Annotated in this window: 15 protein-coding genes; 8 read left to right on the forward strand and 7 right to left on the reverse strand. The window is 60.6% G+C overall.

Translation table 11 applies throughout. From position 1 onward, the window contains the following. Positions 1-2 precede the first annotated feature (2 nt). From ureC to FMN63_RS07720, 6 genes are read right to left on the reverse strand one after another with little or no spacing between them, the layout of a single operon-like run. Positions 3-1,715, reverse strand: a complete 1,713-nt coding sequence (gene ureC / locus FMN63_RS07695; RefSeq protein ID WP_148583365.1) for an urease subunit alpha — start codon at positions 1,713-1,715, stop codon at positions 3-5. A gap of 36 nt (positions 1,716-1,751) precedes the next feature. Further along, on the reverse strand, positions 1,752-2,183 hold the full coding sequence (locus FMN63_RS07700) for a lysozyme inhibitor LprI family protein (RefSeq protein ID WP_148583366.1): 432 nt from the start codon (positions 2,181-2,183) through the stop codon (positions 1,752-1,754). Continuing rightward, positions 2,183-2,605 carry a lysozyme inhibitor LprI family protein gene (locus FMN63_RS07705; protein ID WP_148583367.1) on the reverse strand — a complete coding sequence of 141 codons (423 nt, stop codon included), beginning with the start codon at positions 2,603-2,605 and terminating at the stop codon, positions 2,183-2,185. The genes FMN63_RS07700 and FMN63_RS07705 overlap by 1 nt, the downstream gene beginning before the upstream one ends. Continuing rightward, positions 2,602-2,907 (reverse strand): urease subunit beta, encoded by a 306-nt coding sequence (locus FMN63_RS07710; RefSeq protein ID WP_148583368.1) that lies wholly within the window; start codon positions 2,905-2,907, stop codon positions 2,602-2,604. The genes FMN63_RS07705 and FMN63_RS07710 overlap by 4 nt, the downstream gene beginning before the upstream one ends. A 23-nt stretch (positions 2,908-2,930) precedes the next feature. Then, positions 2,931-3,233, reverse strand: a complete 303-nt coding sequence (locus FMN63_RS07715) for an urease subunit gamma (RefSeq protein WP_148583369.1) — start codon at positions 3,231-3,233, stop codon at positions 2,931-2,933. 18 nt (positions 3,234-3,251) lie between these two features. After that, positions 3,252-4,106 carry an urease accessory protein UreD gene (locus FMN63_RS07720; protein ID WP_148583370.1) on the reverse strand — a complete coding sequence of 285 codons (855 nt, stop codon included), beginning with the start codon at positions 4,104-4,106 and terminating at the stop codon, positions 3,252-3,254. Between the two features lie 375 nt (positions 4,107-4,481). Between FMN63_RS07720 and FMN63_RS07725 the strand changes: the two genes are divergently transcribed. The 3 genes from FMN63_RS07725 to FMN63_RS07735 all read left to right on the forward strand — a co-directional run bounded on the left by FMN63_RS07725 (position 4,482) and on the right by FMN63_RS07735 (position 7,788). Then, a complete protein-coding gene (locus FMN63_RS07725) occupies positions 4,482-5,888 on the forward strand; it encodes a D-alanyl-D-alanine carboxypeptidase family protein (protein ID WP_209001000.1) in 1,407 nt (468 codons plus the stop codon). 181 nt (positions 5,889-6,069) lie between these two features. Beyond that, positions 6,070-6,426, forward strand: a complete 357-nt coding sequence (locus FMN63_RS07730; protein ID WP_148583371.1) for a hypothetical protein — start codon at positions 6,070-6,072, stop codon at positions 6,424-6,426. A 144-nt stretch (positions 6,427-6,570) separates the two neighbouring features. After that, positions 6,571-7,788, forward strand: a complete 1,218-nt coding sequence (locus tag FMN63_RS07735; RefSeq protein ID WP_148583372.1) for a CobW family GTP-binding protein — start codon at positions 6,571-6,573, stop codon at positions 7,786-7,788. A 200-nt stretch (positions 7,789-7,988) separates the two neighbouring features. Here FMN63_RS07735 and tesB read toward each other — a convergent pair whose 3' ends face one another. Further along, positions 7,989-8,855 carry an acyl-CoA thioesterase II gene (gene tesB / locus FMN63_RS07740; RefSeq protein WP_148583373.1) on the reverse strand — a complete coding sequence of 289 codons (867 nt, stop codon included), beginning with the start codon at positions 8,853-8,855 and terminating at the stop codon, positions 7,989-7,991. A gap of 135 nt (positions 8,856-8,990) precedes the next feature. Between tesB and FMN63_RS07745 the strand changes: the two genes are divergently transcribed. The 5 genes from FMN63_RS07745 to FMN63_RS07765 all read left to right on the forward strand — a co-directional run bounded on the left by FMN63_RS07745 (position 8,991) and on the right by FMN63_RS07765 (position 12,795). Continuing rightward, positions 8,991-10,229 (forward strand): ubiquinone biosynthesis hydroxylase, encoded by a 1,239-nt coding sequence (locus FMN63_RS07745; RefSeq protein ID WP_148583374.1) that lies wholly within the window; start codon positions 8,991-8,993, stop codon positions 10,227-10,229. A gap of 46 nt (positions 10,230-10,275) precedes the next feature. Further along, entirely contained in the window at positions 10,276-11,148 is an 873-nt protein-coding gene (locus FMN63_RS07750; RefSeq protein ID WP_148583375.1) for an SDR family NAD(P)-dependent oxidoreductase, read from the forward strand. Positions 11,149-11,200: 52 nt separating this feature from the next. Next, a complete protein-coding gene (locus tag FMN63_RS07755) occupies positions 11,201-11,398 on the forward strand; it encodes a twin transmembrane helix small protein (RefSeq protein ID WP_148583376.1) in 198 nt (65 codons plus the stop codon). A 96-nt stretch (positions 11,399-11,494) separates the two neighbouring features. Beyond that, a complete protein-coding gene (locus tag FMN63_RS07760; RefSeq protein WP_148583377.1) occupies positions 11,495-12,070 on the forward strand; it encodes a cob(I)yrinic acid a,c-diamide adenosyltransferase in 576 nt (191 codons plus the stop codon). A gap of 32 nt (positions 12,071-12,102) precedes the next feature. Continuing rightward, positions 12,103-12,795 (forward strand): rhomboid family intramembrane serine protease, encoded by a 693-nt coding sequence (locus FMN63_RS07765; RefSeq protein WP_148583378.1) that lies wholly within the window; start codon positions 12,103-12,105, stop codon positions 12,793-12,795. Positions 12,796-12,839: the final 44 nt, after the last annotated feature.

A 12,839-nucleotide genomic window follows, 5' to 3' on the forward strand; every position in this document is an offset into this window, starting at 1 on the left:
GCTTAGAACAGGAAGTAGCGCTGGGCCATCGGCAGCACTTCGGCAGGTTCGCAGGTCAGCAGTTCGCCGTCGGCGCGAACCTCGTAGGTCTCTGGATGCACCTCGATCTGGGGCATCATGTTGTTGTGGATCATCGACTGTTTCGAGATCCCGCCGCGGGTGTTCTTGACCGGAAGCACCAGGCTGTCGAGGCCGGCCTTGTGCTTGACGCCGGTGTCATAAGCCGCCTGGGACACGAAGGTGACGCGGCTGTGCGTCAGCATCTTGCCATAAGAGGCGAACATCGGCCGGTAATGCACCGGCTGCGGTGTGGGAATGGAGGCGTTCGGATCGCCCATCGGAGCGGTCGCGATGGAACCGAGCTTGAGCACCAGCGCCGGTTTGATGCCGAAGAACTGCGGGTCCCACAGCACCAGATCTGCCAGTTTGCCGACTTCAACCGAGCCGATGTACTCGTCCAGACCGTGGGCGATGGCCGGGTTGATGGTGGTCTTGGCGATGTAGCGCTTGACCCGGAAGTTGTCGTTTTCGCCGGTTTCATCGGCAAGGCGGCCGCGCTGCACCTTCATCTTGTGCGCGGTCTGCATGGTGCGGATGATGATTTCGCCGACACGGCCCATGGCCTGGCTGTCGGAGGAAATGATCGAGAACGCGCCCATGTCGTGAAGAATGTCTTCCGCCGCAATGGTTTCCTTGCGGATGCGGCTTTCGGCGAAAGCAACGTCCTCCGGAATGTCCTTGTGCAGATGGTGGCAGACCATGAGCATGTCGAGATGCTCTTCCAGCGTGTTGATCGTGTAGGGCCGGGTCGGGTTGGTGGAGGACGGGATGACGTTGGCTTCGCCAACCACCTTGATGATGTCCGGCGCATGGCCGCCACCTGCCCCTTCCGTGTGGAAGGCGTGAATGGTGCGGTTCTTGAAGGCGGCAGTGGTGTTCTCGACAAAGCCGGATTCGTTCAACGTGTCAGTGTGGATCATCACCTGAACGTCATATTCATCAGCAACCGACAGACAGTTGTCGATGGTCGCCGGTGTGGTGCCCCAGTCTTCATGGAGCTTCAGCGCGCCCGCGCCTGCCATCACCTGCTCTTCCAGCGCCGCGGGCAGAGAGGCATTGCCCTTGCCGGCGAAAAGAAGGTTCATCGGAAAGCTTTCGGCGGCCTGGAGCATCCGCGTGATGTGCCAGGGGCCGGGTGTGCAGGTGGTCGCGTTGGTGCCGGTGGCCGGGCCGGTGCCGCCGCCGATCATGGTGGTCACGCCGGAGCACAGGGCTTCGTCGACCTGCTGCGGGCAGATGAAGTGGATATGGGCATCAATTGAGCCCGCGGTGAGGATCTTGCCCTCCCCGGCAATCGCCTCAGTGCCGGGACCGACAATGATGTCGACACCGTTCTGGACATCCGGGTTGCCGGCCTTGCCGATGCCGACGATCCGGCCGTCCCTCAGGCCCACATCGGCCTTGACGATGCCCCAGTGATCGATGATCAGCACGTTGGTGATGACCGTGTCGACCGCCCCAGCGGAGCGCGGTGCCTGAGACTGGCCCATGCCATCACGGATGACCTTGCCGCCACCGAATTTCACTTCATCGCCATAGGTGGTGAAATCCTTCTCCACCTCGACAATGAGATCGGTGTCCGCAAGGCGCAGCCTGTCGCCGGTTGTCGGTCCGAACATGTCCGCATAAGCGGCGCGGGGCATCTTGTAGGCCATATCTAGTCTCCAATCGGCGATCAGAAATCGGTGTGTTTAATTCGCGTAGTCCTCAACCGTCGCATCCAGATCTTCTGTGCGTTTCATGGTGAGGACGATCAGGCAGTTCCGGTAAAGTTCGTCGCCGCGCGTGCCACCCTTGAAGGGGAAGCTGTAGGCGGTGCAATCCTTGTCGGCATAGCTCTTCCAGGCGGTCTGGGCTTCGTCGAGGCTGGCCGGTGCACCCTTCAGGTGATTCGGCAATTCGGCATCGATCTCCACCAGTCTGGTCCGCAGGCGGTCGAAGGCTTCATGCATGCGCGCATCCGCTTCCTTCAGAGCCTTTTCCGCACAAAAGCTGCGTTCGGCATTGGTCAGCGGATAGCCGCAGTCGATGTTCTCGTTGACCTTCTCTTCCTCTGCGCGCGCCGTGCTGGCGGTCGCCAGAAACAGTGCCAAGGCAAGAAGGATCAGACCGCGCACAGACATCAATTCCCCAAACCCTGGTCAAGTTGTCTCAGCTCATCGATGCGGTCGCGGGTCAGATCGGCCCGGCAGCCGTAGACCAGCATCGGCTCCATGGTTCCGCCACGGGCCAGAAAGCCGTAGGCGTCACAGGCCTTGTCGCGATAGGGAATCCAGGTGCGCTGGGCTTCGCGCAGTGTCTCGACGGCACCTTGCAGTCCCTCCGGCAGATAGGCGTCCATCTCGGTCATCTTTTCTATCGCCGAACGGTAGACCATGTTCAGTTCCGCATCCGCCTTCAGCCAGTCGAGGTTGGCGCATTGGGTCATTTCCGCCTGCGTCATGGCATTCTCGCAGTTGATTGGTTCCTGGGCCGAGGCCGGACCGGCCAGCAAAAGGCCCAGCCCGACAAGCCAGAACGACAGAGATGGTGCAGATCTGATCACAACTCGCCCATGACTTTCTGGTTGAAGCCGTAGACCGTGCGGTTGCCCCCATAAGGCACCAGCGTCACCAGTCTGGCCTGGCCGGGTTCGAAGCGCACGGCTGTGCCGGCAGGGATATCCAGGCGCATGCCGCGCGCCTTGTCGCGGTCGAAGGACAGGCCTTCGTTGGTTTCGAAAAAATGATAGTGGCTGCCGACCTGGATCGGACGGTCGCCGGTGTTGGCGACTTCCAGTGTCAGTGTCTCGAGGCCTGTGTTCAGTTCGATTTCGCCGTCGGCGGGAAACAGTTCTCCGGGGATCATGGTCGTCTCCTTGGATGTGGCGGTCAGCGGATAGGCTCGTGCACGGTCACGAGCTTGGTGCCGTCGGGAAAGGTTGCCTCGACCTGAACATCGTGGATCATCTCGGAAACACCTTCCATCACCTGGTCGCGGGTCAGCACCTTGGCGCCTGCCGACATCAGGTCGGCGACGGTGCGCCCGTCACGGGCACCTTCCACTACAAAATCGGTGATCAGGGCAACGGCTTCAGGGTGGTTCAGCTTCACGCCGCGCTCCAGGCGGCGACGGGCGACCATCGCGGCCATGGAAATAAGCAACTTGTCCTTTTCGCGGGGCGTCAGAATCATGAAAGAAAGTCCTCCAAATCAGCAGTACCAGACGCGCGGCAGCGCGGTCATTCGGTATCCGGTGAGAAACGACATCAGGGCCGTGCGCAAGCTGCGGCCATCATTGGACACAAACCGGGTGATCAGCAACCCGTTCCAGGCGCTGGCGGCCGCCTGGGCGGTTTCGGCCGGCAGGGCGTCGATCAGGTCTCTTGCCCGCGGCAGCCTGTCTTCAGCATCGGCAGAGCAGTCGACAAAGGTTGCGGCGGCAATGGCGCCGGCGGCCGTGGCGGGACCGGCCAGCGCTTCAGCCGGGTCGCCATCCAGGCGGATATCGTCGGCGAAAATCAGCTTCCCGTCGCGGCGGATGCGCCAGCTGTCCCGATAGAACGTGGATTTGACCTGTTCGCCCATCGCCTTGCGGCCGAGAACGAAGGATTCAACCATCATCAACCTCGCATCGCCTTCCAGATCCGCACGTAGCGTGCGGCGGAGGCGTGAGGCATCGAACAGGATGGTTTCCTGCGGTAGCCATTCCAGGGTCGCGCCCGCTCCGACAGTGAACTGCCCGCTCACTTCAGCGGTGCCACCCGGGCTGCGGTAGGCGCGTTCGGCGGTTTGGCTTGTCACGATTACGTGTACACCGGCATCGGCGCCAACTTCATAGTCGAGCTTGTCGCCTCCGGTGAGGCCGCCGGCGGTGTTGATGAGAACGGCTGTGGCAGGGGTGTCATAGACTTTGGGCAGGCGAACCTTTGCCGACCCGCTCTGGTAAAGGTCGGTCAGACGGGTTTTGCCATCCGGCGCTGAAAAGCGGACCTTGCCGATGCCCTTCACGCGCTGAAGGACGATGGCCTTTCCGTCCGTTTCTGATGCCAGACCAGCATCATACATCGCTTGACCGCCCCCCCTGCGGGCTCATTCAGTCATTGTTATTTTTCACATCTGTTCAAATTGGTCCAGACGGAGGCCGGGCCGCAATAGGCAATATGCCCTCGTCAATCTTAGCAAGAGCCGGGCCAAGGCCGTCATTTGGAAACGCAAGGCGATGCCAGCGCGAAAAAGGCCCTGTTTCCCGAAGCTTATCAACGTCCGCGCTCAAAAACTGCCTAAAAAACAGGCAAACGCAAGAAAGATTGGCGCGGAACGGATTTCAGGAAGGGCTTGCTCTCGCCGTCATGTTCCGGTTTTTTAAGGGAATAGCAGCTAAATATGCTGCCACTGCCCAATTGCGACGTGTCATCCGACGGATGATAAGCGAGGGAAATCGTGTTTTTAAGCCCGTTTGGCCGCCTGACTTCCATTTGTCTGACCGTAACCGCCCTTGTCATGAGTCTGGCCATCAGCCAGGCACGGGCGGATATAGGTGCCTATGTCCTGATCGACGCAAGTTCCGGCGCCGTGATCGAGGAGGAGAATGCCACGCGCAAGTGGTATCCGGCCTCGCTTACCAAGCTCATGACCGCCTATGTCACCTTCAAGGCCATCCGCGAAGGCCGAGCCTCGCTCGACAGTGTCGTGGTGCAATCCAAGAACTCGGCAGCCGAGCCGCCGAGCAAGATGGGGTTCAAGGTCGGGACGCGCTTCACCGTCGACACGGCTTTGAAAATCATTCTGATCAAGTCGGCAAACGATGTCGCGGTTGCGCTGGGCGAGGCCATCGGGGGATCGGAAGCTGGTTTCATCGCCATGATGAACGCGGAAGCTCAACGCCTCGGCATGACCAACACTCGTTTTTACAATCCGCACGGCTTGCCCGACAACCGGCAGGTGACCACGGCACGAGACCTTGCCATTCTGGCTATGGCGCTGCGCCGGGATTTTCCTGAAGCCCGCAACTATTACAAACATCCGGGAATTCGCTTCGGCAAGAAGACCTTGCGCTCCGCCAACCGCGAGTTTCTGTTGCGCGTGCCCGGGGCCAATGGCATGAAGACCGGCTATATCTGCAATTCCGGGTACAATGTCGCCGCCTCCGCGACGCGGGGCAACAAGACGCTGATCGCGATCATCCTGGGTGCCGGTTCGGGACTGGAGCGCACGGCGTTTGCCCGGCAGCTCTTTGACGAAGGGTTCCGCAAGCGCGGCGGACGTAGAGTTTCCAGCCTCACGGGCTCCTCCGGAAATCCACCTGCCGATGGATATTGCCGGCGCAACAAGAGCCCGGGACCGAAGGGCTATATGGCCCGGTTCGACATGGAAAAGGAAGAGCAGGGCGGTTTCCTGTTTTTCGCCAAGGCCAACAAAACCGACGAAGACAAGCTTGACGACAGCGGCTTCAAACTGGCGAACGGCAAGCCGGATTGGGCGAAGATCCTGGATCGAACCCTCGGTCCGCGCCGAATCGCCTACCGTCCGCTGACTGTTGGTCTCGGCAACCCGAAAGGGTCGCCATCGGTTAGTCCTGGCATTGTTCCAGCCGATGCGACCGGCGCGATAGTGCTGGAAGACGTGCCGCTGCCGGTTGCCAATCCCGTGCGGCGTGCGGAACACGAAATTCGCACCAAGATGCAGCTGACGGCGGATGCCAAGGTGGCAGGGGCAATTCCGCAGAACGGTGATGGTGCGCCACGCCCGGGAGCCGCCGCTGCCGTGTCCAAGTCCTCTCCCGGTTCGATCTTCCGCAAGGGCCTGGACTTCACCGTTCCGGTTCCCTCGCCAAGTCCCCGCAAGTAAATCGATGTCAGATCTCTGACTGTGCCGGTGGTTTAGCGTTTCGGTCAACACGGTTAACCTTTTATTTACGCTACTCCTTAACACTGAAGTAAGCATTTTTCTGGCAAAGGCGTGCTCGCTGCCGGATGTCAAAATGTCTCTGCGGCATAGAATATGCCGGTACAACAGGTCGAGAGATCGCATGATGATTGAACCGAGATCCACCGCTACTATCCGGGCTCTTGCCAGCCTTGCGGAGCTTTCCGCCAATCAACTGGAGGAAGGGGTTTCGGTCGACGACGTGATCGCGACCTTGCGAAAGGCGGCCGAGGCTGTCCGGCATGTTGTGGATGCCGACATAGAAGACGAAGCCGACGACTTCGAGTTTGAAGGCGATGCCGACGATGAAGCTGAGCTGGAAGCAGCGGAAGCGGACATCGTGCAGGATCTGACCCCATTGACCTTGTCCGAGGATGATGCGGACAGGAAAATTATCGCGATGGACAAGAAGGACGCCGAAGCGGTTTCCGAAGAAGACATCGTCCTCAACGCGGGCTGATTCGGCAGCGACCGGACAAAATTTCAAGTAAACACACCGACGTGGCGGGAGCAGCATTTGCGCTGACCCGCCTTTCTGCCTATGTGTCTGCGGAAAGGCCGCCGGGTCCGATCCAGGAACGGCGATTGCATCTGGAGACAAACCATGGCCTCGCCGACACCGGTTTCCGAAGGACAAAAACCCAAGGGTCCGAAGCCCCCCATTCCCCTGTCCGTCCTGACGGGCTTTCTGGGATCGGGCAAGACGACGCTCCTCAACCGGATCCTGAAAGATCCGTCGATGGCGGACACGGCGGTCATCATCAACGAATTCGGCGAAATCGGACTGGACCATCTGTTTGTCGATCAGGCCGGCGACGGCATCGTGGAGCTTGCCTCCGGTTGCCTGTGCTGCACCATTCGCGGAGATCTGGTCACCACGCTGGAAAATCTCCTGCGCCGGCTGGACAATGGCCGCATGGACAGGCTCAACCGGGTGATCATCGAGACGACGGGTCTGGCGGACCCTGCGCCGATCCTGCACACGGTGATGCTGCATCCGTATCTTGTGATGCGCTACCGGCTCGACAGCGTGATCACGCTGGTAGATGCGGTCAACGGCCTGTCGACCCTCGACAACCACGAAGAAGCCCGCAAGCAGGCCGCTGTTGCTGACCGCCTGGTGTTCACCAAGACCGATCTGCTTCAAGGCGATGAGGCGCAAGCTTCCTTCGAAGCGCTCAAGCAGCGCTTGCAGCAGCTCAATCCGGGCGCCCGCCGGCTGGAGGCGCAGGCAGATGATGCAACGGTGGAGAATCTTTTCAACGCTGGCCTCTACGATCCCAAGAGCAAGATCCCGGACGTGGCTGCCTGGCTGAACGCGGAAGCCTACGAAGACCAGCCGCATGATCACCATCACGGCCATGATCACGCGCATGGCCATTCGCACGGGGATCACCACGGTCACCATCATGACCATGCCCATGATGTGAACCGGCACAGCGATGCCATCCGGGCCTTCACCCTGTCGACCGACCGTCCGGTTCCGGCGTCCGCGCTGGAAATGTTTCTTGATCTGCTGCGTTCGGCGCACGGCCCGAAGCTGCTTCGGGTCAAGGGCATCGTGCAATTGGCCGAAGATCCGGACCGGCCCGTGGTGATCCACGGCGTCCAGCACGTCTTCCATCCACCCGCGACGCTTGAAGCCTGGCCCGATCAGGACCGGCGAACCCGCATGGTGTTCATCACCAAGGATCTGCCGGAGGGTTTCGTGCGGCGCATGTTCGAGGCTTTCTCGGGCGCTTTCCTGCCCGACACGCCGGATCATCAGGCCCTGACCGACAATCCGTTGGCTGTGTCAGGTTTCACCAGTCCGCTGAGATAGGTCGCAGACCCACGGTACGCCGACCCACTCCCAAAGGGATCCCTCATCCTGAGGAGCCGCGAAGCGGCGTCTCGAAGGATGGGCGACACCCACAGGAACAAGTGGCCCATCCTTCGAGACGGGCCTGATGGCCCTCCTCAGGATGAGGCTTCAGGGTTTTGAGCAGCAGCGAGCGGCGACTGCATCATCGTCCCGGAAACTCAATCCTTATTGCGCAGGCGGATCAGGCCTTCCTGGGCGGTCGAGGCGATCAGGGTGCCGTCTCTGGTGAACAGAGATCCGCGGTTCATGCCGCGCGAGCCGGAGGATGAGGTGCTGTCGGTGGCGTAGAGCAGCCATTCATCCGCTCGGAACGGACGGTGGAACCACATGGCATGGTCGAGGCTGGCCGCCTGGATCTTCGGGCTGAAGACGGACGTGCCATGCGGAAACAGCGAGGTATCCAGGAGGGTCATGTCGGAGGCATAGGCGAGCACGCACTGATGCATGCGCTCGTCGTCTGGCAGCGCGCCGCTCGCCCGCACCCAGACATATTGCTGGGGTGGCAGCGGCTTCTTGCTGAAGTAGTGCGTCATATCGACCGGGCGCATCTCGATCGGCCGTTCGCGCTCCCAATAGCGGCGGATGTTTTCCGGAGCCATCGACAGGAATTTTTCCTTCAGTTCCTGCTCGCTCGGCAGGTCTTCCGGTGCCGTGACATCCGGCATGTCGATCTGGTGCTCCAGCCCCTCTTCCCGGACCTGGAAGGACGCTGACATGGAAAAGATCGCTTCGCCATGCTGGATCGCGACAACGCGCCGCGTGGTGAAGCTGCCGCCGTCGCGGATGCGGTCGACTTCATAGATGATTGGCACCGCCGGGTCGCCGGGCCTCAGGAAGTAGCCGTGAAGTGAGTGAACGTGCCGGTCTTCCACCACTGTGCGCGACGCCGCAACCAGTGCTTGGCCGATCACCTGTCCACCAAAAACGCGCTGCCATCCGACCTGTGGGCTGCGACCACGGAACAGGTTGCGTTCCAGTGGTTCCAGGTCAAGTATCTCAAGAAGTGTATCAATAGCCGTGTTCATCGGCGCGATCCCTGTTAGATAGACGGCAGGTGATTTGGTGCGGGCTGAAGCAGGCCCGCTCCGCACTCTTGGACCGGCAGTTGACGTTAAAGTCAAGATGCCTTTGGGGAAACCGAAGGCAAGGAGAAGAAGACGATGGCGAGGAAAAAAAGCGTCCCGGACATGTTCGATGTCGTGATCGCAGGTGGCGGTTATGTCGGCCTGTCGTTGGCCGTGGCGTTGAAGCAGGGCGACGCCAGCCTGACATGTGCCGTCGTCGATCCGAAGCCGATGGCGGATCTGCACAAGGATCCGCGCGCTTCGGCCATTGCGGCGGCGGCCTCGCGTATGCTGTCACAGCTCGGCATCTGGCAGAAGATTGCAGACGAGGCTCAGCCGATCAACGAAATGATCGTCACCGACAGCAAGCTCCGCGACGCGATTCGGCCGGTGTTTCTGACCTTTGGCGGTGAGGCGACGGAGGGCGAGCCCTTCGCTCACATGATGCCGAACGGCGTGATGATGCCGGCGCTCTACAAGGCCGCAAAGGCGCTTGGTGTTTCCTTTTTTGCGCCGGGCACCGCGGAGTCCTTCCGCAGCCATCCCGACCACGTCGAACTGACACTGGAAGACGGCGCGCTTTTGAAAACCCGCCTTCTTGTTGCGGCTGACGGTGTTCGCTCCCGCCTGCGCGACCTTGCCGGAATTCGAACGGTCAACTGGGACTACGGCCAGTCGGGTATCGTCACCACGGTCAAGCATGAACGGCCGCACAACGGCCGGGCGGAAGAACATTTCCTGCCCGCAGGGCCGTTCGCCATCCTGCCCCTGCCGGGCAACCGGTCGTCGCTGGTCTGGACGGAAAAGACAGTGGACGCCGACCGGCTGGTCCGGTCGGACGATTTTACCTTCGAACTGGAGTTGGAGCGCCGCTTCGGTCATCACCTCGGTACGCTGGAACTGGCCGGTCCGCGCCGTGCCTATCCGCTGGGATTGAAGCTGGCGCGTGATTTCGTCAAGCCGCGCTTCGCCCTGATCGGAGATGCCGCGCACGGCATTCATCCGATTGCAGGCCAGGGCCTCAATCTTGGCTTCAAGGATGTTGCTGCGTTGGCCGAGGTGCTGGTCAATGCGCGGCGTCTTGGGCAGGACCTCGGTGCGTTCGATGTTCTGGAACGCTATCAGCGCTGGCGCCGATTCGACACGTTCCAGATGGGCGTTGTCACCGACGTGCTCAATCGCCTGTTTTCCAATGACAATGATGTGTTGCGCGCCATGCGTGATTTCGGACTTGGCCTGGTCGACAGGATGCCGAGCCTGAAAACGCAGTTCATCAAGGAAGCCGCCGGCTTTGCCGGGCCGGTGCCGAAATTGCTTTCCGGTGAACCTATCTGATAGGTGTGAGCTCGGATCGTTTTCCACTCCGCAGGATTTCCGTTTGATGATTGCCAATCCGGAGAGTATTCCCACCTACCGGTCGATATTGATTACGGGGTGTTCCTCCGGCATTGGCCTGTCCGCGGCCCATATCTTGCGCGGCCGCAACTGGCGTGTCTTTGCGACGGCCCGGCGGCAGGACGACATCGACCGTCTGAGCGACCTCGGTTTCGAAACCTTCCGCCTGGACTATGAAGATGCCGGCAGCATCGAGGCGACCGCAAACGAGGTTCTGCAACGGACGGACGGCGCCTTGAGCGCGGTGTTCAACAATGGTGCCTACGCGGTTCCCGGAGCATTGGAAGATGTGCCGACGGAGGCGATGAGGTCGCTTTTCGAGGCAAATTTCATTGGCTGGCACGATCTCACGCGCCGATTGGTGCCTGCCATGCGCGCCAACAGGTTTGGACGGATCGTTCAATGCTCGTCCGTGCTGGGCCTCGTGGCACTCAAATACCGCGGCGCCTACACGGCGTCCAAATTCGCGCTGGAAGGCTATTCAGACACGCTTCGGCAGGAGCTGAAGGGGACGGGGGTCCATGTAAGTCTGATCGAGCCGGGACCCATCGACACAAGGTTCACCCAAAACGCACTGGCGAATTTTGATCGCTGGATCGGCGAGGATGGTCTGCAGGCGTCACATCATCGTAAGACCTATGAAAAGCGCCGCATCCGGATGGAGGCAGGTGAACCCGGTCCGTTCAAGCTGCAGCCGGAGGCCGTTGTCAAGCGGCTGGTGCATGCGGTGGAAGCAAAACGGCCCAAGGCGCGCTATCATGTCACAATTCCGACCACCTTCATGGCGGTGGCCAGACGGGTGCTGCCAGTCAGTCTGCTTGACTGGATCTGCATCAGGGCCGCAGATGGCGAGGAATAGCTGCCTGCCGACCGGTGACTGCGCCGGACAGCGGTGAAACAAGGAACACGAAATGGCAGATCTGATCAATATTCTCATCCCGGTCGGCATGGCCGCAGTTGCCCTGGTGCTGCTGCTTGGCATCTGGAACATGTTCCGCCGCGGCCCGGCCAACCGTTCGCAGATGCTGATGCGCTGGCGTGTCGGCCTTCAGTTTCTGGTGATTGTGCTGGTGATGGGCGGGCTCTACTTTTTCGGAAGCGGCCACTAGGGTGTAGACCCATCCGCCTCAAACCATTTCATCTTCATTCACGGGTCCACACCCCAAGCCAAAACGACCGGATCATTCTGGAGGAACAAGGGCACAATGGTTGTTCTGAACAAGATCTACACGAAGACGGGCGACGATGGCACGACGGCGCTCGGGTCAGGTGAGCGGCGCCTGAAAAGCGATCTCAGGATCGAGGCTTACGGCACCGTTGACGAGACGAATTCCGTGGTGGGTCTGATCCGCCTACACACCGGGCAGGCAGCTCCGGACGTCGATCTGGTGCTTGGCAGGATTCAGAACGATCTGTTCGACCTCGGGGCCGATCTTGCGACGCCGGAAACGGGCGAGGATCTCGGATATGAACCGCTTCGGATGACCGATGCCCAGGTTACGGCAATTGAAGAGGCGATTGACGTTCTCAATGCCGAGCTCAAACCGTTGCGTTCCTTCGTGCTGCCCGGGGGCAGTCAGGCGGCTGCTCATCTGCATCTCGCGCGCACCGTCTCGCGGCGGGCGGAAAGGCTGATGGTGGATCTGGCGGCGCGCGAACAGGTCAATCCGGCCGCCGTGCGCTACATGAACCGCCTGTCGGACTATTTCTTCGTCGCTTCGCGTCACCTGAACGACAAAGGTGAGCAGGACGTACTGTGGGTGCCCGGGAAGAACCGCTAGGTCGGTTCCCCTTGCCGGAGGTGTGGCGCTGAATGTTCCTTCCCCTGCACGATCAAAACCGGCTGGTGCATGTTCCTCGCCCCTATGTGAACCTCAGCCTGATTGCGGCCAACATCCTGATCTTCCTGTTTTATCAGGGAGCAGGCTCGCAGCAGGCCGTAGCCGCCTCTTCCTATTCCTTCGGCCTGATACCGGTTGTTCTGTTCGATATCCGGGACCTGTCGCCGGAGTTGCAGGTGCTGCCGGACTGGATGTCGGTGGTCACCTATGCGTTTCTGCACGGCAGCTTCATGCATCTTATTGGCAACATGCTGTTCCTGTGGGTGTTCGGCGACAATATCGAGGATGCGGTGGGACACCTGAGATATCTGGGGTTCTATCTCTTGAGCGCCATCGCCGGCGGGCTTGCCTATGCCTTTCTCGATGTGAATTCGGACGTACCGCTGATTGGGGCGTCCGGCGCCGTTTCAGGCGTGGTCGCCGCCTATCTGATGCTGCACCCCCGCGTGAAGGTCTGGGTTCTGGCTCTCGGCCGGATACCCTTGCGCCTGTCCGCGATCTGGTTGCTTGGTGGATGGATCGTCTATCAGATCGTCAACGCGGCGATTGCATCCGGCAGCGAAGTTGCCTGGATCGCCCACATCGGCGGCATGGCGGCCGGAGCGTTGCTGATCGTGTTTTTCCGGCGCAAAGGTGTTCCCCTGTTCGACCGGCCTGTTGTCTAGGGTCGTCTGCTCAAGGCATCCAGCGGGCGGCTGAAACAAGACAT

Origin of the sequence: Stappia sp. BW2 (assembly GCF_008107695.1) — a bacterium.
In the GTDB taxonomy this organism is placed as follows: domain Bacteria; phylum Pseudomonadota; class Alphaproteobacteria; order Rhizobiales; family Stappiaceae; genus Roseibium.

Excerpts from the sequence above, each read along its gene's own strand:
- FMN63_RS07715 (WP_148583369.1), bottom strand. The coding sequence starts at position 3,233 with ATGATTCTGACGCCCCGCGAAAAGGACAAGTTGCTTATTTCCATGGCC.
- FMN63_RS07750 (WP_148583375.1), top strand. The coding sequence starts at position 10,276 with ATGATTGCCAATCCGGAGAGTATTCCCACCTACCGGTCGATATTGATT.
- FMN63_RS07700 (WP_148583366.1), bottom strand. The coding sequence starts at position 2,183 with ATGTCTGTGCGCGGTCTGATCCTTCTTGCCTTGGCACTGTTTCTGGCG.
- ureC (WP_148583365.1), bottom strand. The coding sequence starts at position 1,715 with ATGGCCTACAAGATGCCCCGCGCCGCTTATGCGGACATGTTCGGACCG.
- FMN63_RS07710 (WP_148583368.1), bottom strand. The coding sequence starts at position 2,907 with ATGATCCCCGGAGAACTGTTTCCCGCCGACGGCGAAATCGAACTGAAC.
- FMN63_RS07755 (WP_148583376.1), top strand. The coding sequence starts at position 11,201 with ATGGCAGATCTGATCAATATTCTCATCCCGGTCGGCATGGCCGCAGTT.
- FMN63_RS07745 (WP_148583374.1), top strand. The coding sequence starts at position 8,991 with ATGGCGAGGAAAAAAAGCGTCCCGGACATGTTCGATGTCGTGATCGCA.
- FMN63_RS07735 (WP_148583372.1), top strand. The coding sequence starts at position 6,571 with ATGGCCTCGCCGACACCGGTTTCCGAAGGACAAAAACCCAAGGGTCCG.
- FMN63_RS07730 (WP_148583371.1), top strand. The coding sequence starts at position 6,070 with ATGATGATTGAACCGAGATCCACCGCTACTATCCGGGCTCTTGCCAGC.
- tesB (WP_148583373.1), bottom strand. The coding sequence starts at position 8,855 with ATGAACACGGCTATTGATACACTTCTTGAGATACTTGACCTGGAACCA.
- FMN63_RS07760 (WP_148583377.1), top strand. The coding sequence starts at position 11,495 with ATGGTTGTTCTGAACAAGATCTACACGAAGACGGGCGACGATGGCACG.
- FMN63_RS07765 (WP_148583378.1), top strand. The coding sequence starts at position 12,103 with ATGTTCCTTCCCCTGCACGATCAAAACCGGCTGGTGCATGTTCCTCGC.
- FMN63_RS07720 (WP_148583370.1), bottom strand. The coding sequence starts at position 4,106 with ATGTATGATGCTGGTCTGGCATCAGAAACGGACGGAAAGGCCATCGTC.